The 6,570-nt window shown below is 68.9% G+C and carries 4 protein-coding genes; 1 reads left to right on the top strand and 3 read right to left on the bottom strand.

Annotated features, from left to right (window positions below):
• A partial coding sequence (locus ACFTZL_RS38715) for a phosphatidylserine/phosphatidylglycerophosphate/cardiolipin synthase family protein (protein WP_382593295.1) occupies nt 1–1,143 on the top strand: 1,143 nt, incomplete at its 5' end.
• Nucleotides 1,144–1,290: 147 nt separating this feature from the next.
• On the opposite strand, the gene ACFTZL_RS38710 is transcribed toward ACFTZL_RS38715, so the two are convergent.
• The 3 genes from ACFTZL_RS38710 to ACFTZL_RS38700 all read right to left on the bottom strand — a co-directional run bounded on the left by ACFTZL_RS38710 (nt 1,291) and on the right by ACFTZL_RS38700 (nt 6,449).
• Nucleotides 1,291–1,656: a hypothetical protein gene (locus ACFTZL_RS38710; protein ID WP_382593292.1), complete on the bottom strand. Its 366-nt coding sequence runs from the start codon at nt 1,654–1,656 to the stop codon at nt 1,291–1,293.
• Nucleotides 1,657–1,994: 338 nt separating this feature from the next.
• Nucleotides 1,995–3,512, bottom strand: coding sequence for a catalase (locus tag ACFTZL_RS38705; RefSeq protein WP_382593289.1), 1,518 nt, complete (start codon nt 3,510–3,512; stop codon nt 1,995–1,997).
• Nucleotides 3,513–3,995: 483 nt separating this feature from the next.
• Nucleotides 3,996–6,449, bottom strand: coding sequence for a SpoIIE family protein phosphatase (locus tag ACFTZL_RS38700; RefSeq protein ID WP_382593298.1), 2,454 nt, complete (start codon nt 6,447–6,449; stop codon nt 3,996–3,998).
• Nucleotides 6,450–6,570: the final 121 nt, after the last annotated feature.

Raw genomic sequence — 6,570 nt, 5'->3', positions numbered from 1 at the left:
GTGCGGATACGGCGCCGCCTGGAGCGTCTGATAGGCATCGCGGCGACCGAGGGCAACGCGCTGGTAGCCCTTCGCAACGGGGACGAGATCTTCCCGGCGATGCTCGACGCCATCCGCTCCGCCGAGCACACGGTGGACATGATGACGTTCGTGTACTGGAAGGGCGACATCGCCCGTGACTTCGCGCACGCGCTGGCGGAGCGAGCCCGGGCCGGGGTACGGGTGCGGCTGCTGCTGGACGGCTTCGGCAGCCGCCTCATCGACACCGAACTGCTGGCGGAGATGGACCGGGTGGGCGTGCAGGTGGCGTGGTTCCGCAAGCCTGCACACCTGTCGCCGCTCAAGCAGAACCACCGCTGCCACCGCAAGGTGCTGGTCGTGGACGAGCAGGTGGCCTTCACGGGGGGCGTGGGCATCGCCGAGGAGTGGTGCGGCGACGCCCGCAACCCGCACGAGTGGCGGGACACCCACGTTCAGGTGCGGGGACCGGCCGTGGACGGCATCGCGGCGGCGTTCGCACAGAACTGGGCCGAATGCCACGACGAACTCTTCGACGACCGCGACCGGTTCACCGGCCACCGCCCGCAGGGCGACGCGGTGGTGCAGGTGGTACGCGGCTCCGCCAGCTTCGGTTGGCAGGACATGCAGACCCTGATCCGGGTCATGATCGAGTCCGCCGAGGAGCGCTTCCGGCTGGCCACCGCCTACTTCTCCCCAGACGCCTACTTCACCGAACTCCTGTGCGCCGCGGCACGGCGGGGCGTGGAGGTGGAGATCCTGCTGCCCGGGGCGCACACCGACAAGCGCGTCTGCCAGTTGGCCGGACAGCACCACTACGACGATCTGCTCGCCTGCGGGGTGAGCATCTACCAGTACCAGCCGACCATGCTGCACGCCAAAGTCATCACCGTGGACCGTACGGCGGCCCTCGTCGGGTCGACCAACTTCAACCGGCGCTCCCTCGATCACGACGAGGAGGTCATGCTCGCCGTCCTGGATGCGGAGTTCACCGCGACCCTGGACGCGCACTTCGAGGCCGACAAGGCGGCCGGCGAGGCGATCCAGAGGGGTCGCTGGAAGCGGCGTTCCGTGCTCCAGCGCGCCCGCGAGGTCGCCGTCCAGCCCCTCCGCCGGTTCCTGTGACAGTGACCGAGAGGTGGACCGAGTCCAGAGCCGCGACCAGGGTGGTGGAACCACAAGCGAACCCCCGGGCCACTGGCTGGCCGGGGGCTGGAAGCTCGGGTTTTCTGGCGGCAGTCGTGCCGCGGCCGCATCCGGCGCGGCCGGCCTTCAGGCTCGGTTGAGCCGTGCGGCGATTCCATGACCGATCAGCAAATACATGACGGCCGGGAGGCCGTAGTTAAGGACAACGCGCAGGCCCTCTGTGTCCATCGTGAAAATGTCCTGGGACCACCAGGCCAGCAAGTCCGCCGTTCCTCGCACGAACTCGACGAATACATTCGCCTGGTTCGCATCGAGCAGGAACAGCAGGATCCACAGGCCGAGCAGACCTGCCGCGATGTCGGCGATCGTGCAGACCGTCAGGGCGGTGCGTCGTGCGGTGGCCTGCTGGCGTACAGGGCGCTCCGGGCCCGAAGGCTGGTTGTGCGGCTGGTTGTACGGCTGGTATCCGGGAGCCGGGTCGATGTTGCTCACAAGGAATCCGATCTGGCGTCTTGTTCTGTCGGCGCGCCTGCACCGGACGCTGAAATGCAACCCGGTTCGTCGCCCCGCTTCTGCCTAACCCTGCGTCTTGTAAGCGCTGCCGTGTTACACCCTCATCCGCAATGACCCAAATATGACTTCCTGCTCAGACATTTAAGCGCGAGCCGTAAGCAATTCATGGCGGCGGTGAGCGTGCACCTTCATGTGCGTGGTGATTTCGCGGTCATCGCCGTCAGATGGAGTTGATTGCTGATCGGCTGCGCACGCGTCGGTGGGCTTCTGCGTCGGCGGTGCCGAGAGGCGGAAGCCCACCTTGGGGACCCGATACGTCAGGCTTTGTCCTGCATGCCGCGCCGTGCGGGATTGCCCTGCTCGGCGGCCTTCGGATCTTTCTCGCCCGCCTTGGCGCGTACGCCCTGGGCGATGCGCTCGCCGATGGTCCTGTCGATGTTCGACCAGTACTCGAAGGCCCGCTTGAGCACGGGTTCCGAGACGCCGTTGAGGAGATGGCCCACGACGTTGTCGACCAGACGGTCGCGCGCGGCGTCGTCCAGGACCTCGCGCACCATCGTGCCGGGCTGGCCCCAGTCGTCGTCCTTGGGGTGGCTGACGTAGGCCGAACGGGTGATGGCGCCGTCGGCTTCCCAACTGGGCGGGGAGTAGCGTGCGCTGTTGGCCGCGGGACCGCCCTTGGAGTTGGGGGCGTACACCGGGTCGGTGGTGTTGCGGTACGCCATCGCCCCGTCCTTGGAGTAGGTGTGGACGTCGACGACGGGGGCGTTCACCGGAAGCTGCTGGTAGTTGCCGCCGATCCGGTGGCGGTGCGCGTCCGCGTAGGAGAACAGCCGGGCCAGCAGCATGCGGTCCGGGCTGGGGCCGATGCCGGGCACGAGATTGTTGGGCTGGAAGGCCGCCTGCTCGATCTCCGCGTGATTGTCGGTCGGGTTGCGGTCGAGTGTCATACGGCCGACCGGGATCAGCGGGTAGTCGCCGTGCGGCCACACCTTGGTGAGGTCGAAGGGGTTGAACCGGTAGCCTGCGGCCTCCTCGTACGGCATCACCTGCACGTACAGGGTCCAGCTGGGGAAGTCGCCGTCGCGGATGTGCTCGAACAGATCACGCGTGTGGTAATCCGTGTCGGCGGCCGCCATCTGGTCGGCCTCGTGCTGGGTGAAACACTCGATGCCCTGGTCGGTCTTGAAGTGGTACTTCACCCAGAAACGCTCGCCGGCGGCGTTGATCCACATGTAGGTGTGGGAGGTGTAGCCGTTCATGTGGCGCCAGGTCCGCGGGATGCCGCGGTCGCCCATCAGCCAGGTGACCTGGTGGGCGGACTCGGGGGAGAGCGTCCAGAAGTCCCACTGCATGTCGTGGTCGCGCAGGTTGTTGTCGGCACGGCGTTTCTGGGAGCGGATGAAGTGCTGGAACTTCATCGGGTCCTTCACGAAGAACACCGGCGTGTTGTTGCCGACCATGTCGTAGTTGCCTTCGCTGGTGTAGAACTTCACCGCGAAGCCGCGCGGGTCGCGCCAGGTGTCCGGGCTGCCGCGCTCGCCCGCGACGGTCGAGAAGCGGGTGACCAGGTCGGTGCGTGTCCCCGGCTGGAAGACGGCCGCCTTCGTGTAGGCGCTCACATCGTGGGTCACCTCGAAGTGGCCGAAAGCGCCGCTTCCTTTGGCGTGTGGCTGGCGCTCGGGGATCCGCTCCCGGTTGAACTGCGCCATCTGCTCGATCAGATAGGCGTCCTGCAGCAGGATCGGACCCGCAGGTCCCACGGTGAGCGAATGCTCGTCGCTCTCGACCGGGGCGCCGGAATCGGTCGTGGTGACAGGTGAGGTCTCCGTCATGAGAAAGCCTTTCGTCGTACGGAGCAGCGGCGTACCAGGCACGCTGCCCGCGCCCGGAGCCTGTCGGTCCCGTTGAGGCCAGGTGACCTTCATCGGCCGCTACAAACATCGCTTTCGCGACCAATGCGCGGATCTTCCTGGAGCTACGTCCGTCTTGCTGCTGATCCCACTCCGCAGACCGAGGGCGCACGGCAGTCAGGCGGGGCGACGTGCCGCTGAACCCGTGGGCGGCTGCCCGCCCCTCGACGACCCGCGGCAACGGCTTGCTGGCTCATCGGCACCATCATGCGATGCAGGTGCTGATCTGATTGCCTGACGAGGCCGAAGAAACCCCCCTCCTGCGGACACCTCCTCGCCCAGATGGGTGCAGGTGCCCACCGGCCTCGATGCACTGCGTCACGCCCTGGCCCACCCGGACCGGACACCGGAGGACATTCAGGGTTCCGTGGCGGAGATGCGAGAGGCGGTCCACGGGCTTGGATCTCAGTGCGGCTCAGGCTCGGGGAGGGTCTGCGCGCACCAGATCGTCTTGCCGTTGGTGGTGTGCCGGGTGCCCCACCCCTGGGTGAGCTGGGCGACGAGCAACAGGCCCCGGCCGCCCTCGTCGAAGGCGCGGGCCCGGCGCAGGTGCGGGGCGGTGTTGCTGGCGTCGGAGACCTCGCAGATCAGTGAGGTGTCGCGAATCAGCCTCAGCCTGATCGGCGGCTCGCCGTAGCGGATGGCGTTGGTGACCAGCTCGCTGACGACCAGTTCGGTGACGAAAGCCGCCTCCTCCAGGCCCCAGGCGTCCACCTGGTCGACGGCGAACTTCCTGGCGCGCGGCACCTGCGCATGGTCGGGCTCGACGTCCCAGTCGGCGACGTGGTGGCGAGCCAGCGCGTGCGTGCGAGCGAGCAGCAGGGCGGCGTCGTCGGTGCGGCGATCGGGGAGCATGGCGTCCATCACCGTGTCGCACAGGGCCTCCAGTGAGGTGGCCGAGTGGTTCAGGGCTCGCTGCAGTTCGGCGATCCGCTGGTCGACGTCGCACTCGCGGCTGTGCACCAGTCCGTCGGTGTAGAGGGCGACCAGGCTGCCCTCGGGCAGTTCGAGCTCGGTGGCCTCGAAGGGCAGCCCACCGATGCCGAGCGGCGGTCCCGGGTGGGCGGGTACCGGGGTCCTGGTGCCGTCCGGAGAGATGATCAGCGGCAGGGGATGGCCGGCGCTCGCCAGCGTAAGGCGCCGGGAGACAGGGTCGTAGACGGTGTACAGGCAGGTGGCGCCGGACTCGCCGGTCGGCTGGAAGTGGCTGTCGGGCTGCAGGTCGCTGGCGAGGTGGAGGACCAGGTCGTCCAGGTGGGTCAGCAGCTCGTCCGGTGGCAGGTCGACGTCGGCGAGGGTGCGGACCGCCGTGCGCAGCCTGCCCATGCTGGCCGAGGCGTGCAGGCCATGGCCGACGACATCGCCGACGACCAGGGCGACCCGGGCGCCGGACAGCGGAATGACGTCGAACCAGTCACCGCCCACTTCCGCGCCGGCTCCGCCGGGCAGGTAGCGGGATGCCACCTCGACCGCCTCCTGATTGGGCATCACCTGCGGCAGGAGGCTGCGTTGCAGGGTCAGCGCGGTCGTGCGCTCGCGCGAGTACCGGCGGGCGTTGTCGATGGCGACGGCTGCCTTGGCGGTCAGCTCTTCGGCGAGGATCAGGTCGTCGGCGGTGAAGGCCTCGGGCCGGTCGAGGCGGGAGAAGGCGACGACCCCGAGCAGCGCGCCGCGCGCCCGGAGCGGCACGGTGATCCGTCCGGTCAGCCCGTCCGCGGCGATGGACCCGTCGATCAACGGGTTGCCCGGTGGCCAGTGGGCCGGGTCGGAGGCGAGGCCGGGCCCGAAGGCCCATTCGCCGCCCTGGCCGGGTTCGGCCGCGAGCTGGACCGTGGACCTGCCGGTGGCCATGCAGCGGGCGGCGACGGAACCAGGAGCGTGTCTGACCGGCGTCGTGGGCCCGGGAGCCCGGTCGGTGTCCTCCTTCGCGCTGTGCTGGGCGGCACGGCTGAGCACGATGGCCTCGCCGGGGGTGAACTCGGACACGGAGGGCGGCTCCTCTCCGCGCAGCACCTCGTCGAAGAGATCCACGGTGACGAGGTCGGTGAATGCCGGCACCGGGGTCGTGGCCAGTTCCTGGGCGGTGCCGATCACGTCGAGTGCCCGGCCGATGCCGCCGCTGGCCTCGTTGAGCATGAGCAGGCGCTGCCGGGCCCAGTACTCGGCGCTCATGTCGAATCCCCAGTTGGCGACCGCGCGGACCCTGCCCTCGGCATCCCGGACGGGCCAGATGCTGGTGGCCCAGGCATTGGCGTAGTCACTGCCGCGAGGGCGGAAGACGGTGATGAGACGCGCGGGCTCGCCCGTCCTCGCCACTTCGGCGAGCGCGTCCGTGTAGGGCTTGTCGTCCCTCTCGGGAAACAGCGAGCGGTCGAATTCGGGAAGCACCTCGCGGTACTTCTTACCGAGCACTTGCTCCTCGGAGTGCGCGATCACCCGGCCCGAAGAGGCGTTGATCCACAGGAACCGCAGCTCAGGGTCGTAGACACCCAGAGCGAAGGGGGACTGCTCGAAGGCCCGGTCGGCGATCACCGGGCGGCTTCCCCAGCGCTGGATGGTCACCGCATGACCCAGTGGCCGCCCGTCTGGGCCGAACAGCGGGTGAGCCGTCACCACGGCGTCCACCGTGGAACCGTCCCGGTGCCGCAGGGGGATGAACCCCGTGGGGTCGGAGCCGGCGCCGTAGCCCTCGGGGAAGCCCGGTGGCGGGGGGTCGACCAGCAGGTCGATCATGGGCCGGCCGACGGTGTCCTCCGCCGTCCAGCCCAGCAGTAGTCGGCCCCCCTCGCTCCAACCGCTCACTGTGCCGTCCGGGTCCACCATGGCAACGGCACTGGGCGTGTCCTGCTTGCCGGCCATCTCCACGCGCCACGCCTCCGTCCGGACAGCCGTGCCCGCCAGGGCTGGTTCCAGCAGCCACTCCCAGCCTAGATCCGCCCCAGCCCCACGGCGCTCCGGCCGGTGCGTTCGGGGCGTCAGG

Source organism: Streptomyces sp. NPDC056948, from assembly GCF_042674225.1.
GTDB lineage: Bacteria > Actinomycetota > Actinomycetes > Streptomycetales > Streptomycetaceae > Streptomyces > Streptomyces purpurascens.
The sequence above is the reverse complement of the archived record's forward strand: the minus strand, read 5'-3'. Positions and strand labels throughout refer to the sequence as shown.

Bases quoted from the DNA above. Each gene is read 5' to 3' on its own strand.
- ACFTZL_RS38705 (WP_382593289.1), bottom strand. From the start codon at position 3,512: ATGACGGAGACCTCACCTGTCACCACGACCGATTCCGGCGCCCCGGTC.
- ACFTZL_RS38700 (WP_382593298.1), bottom strand. From the start codon at position 6,449: ATGGCCGGCAAGCAGGACACGCCCAGTGCCGTTGCCATGGTGGACCCG.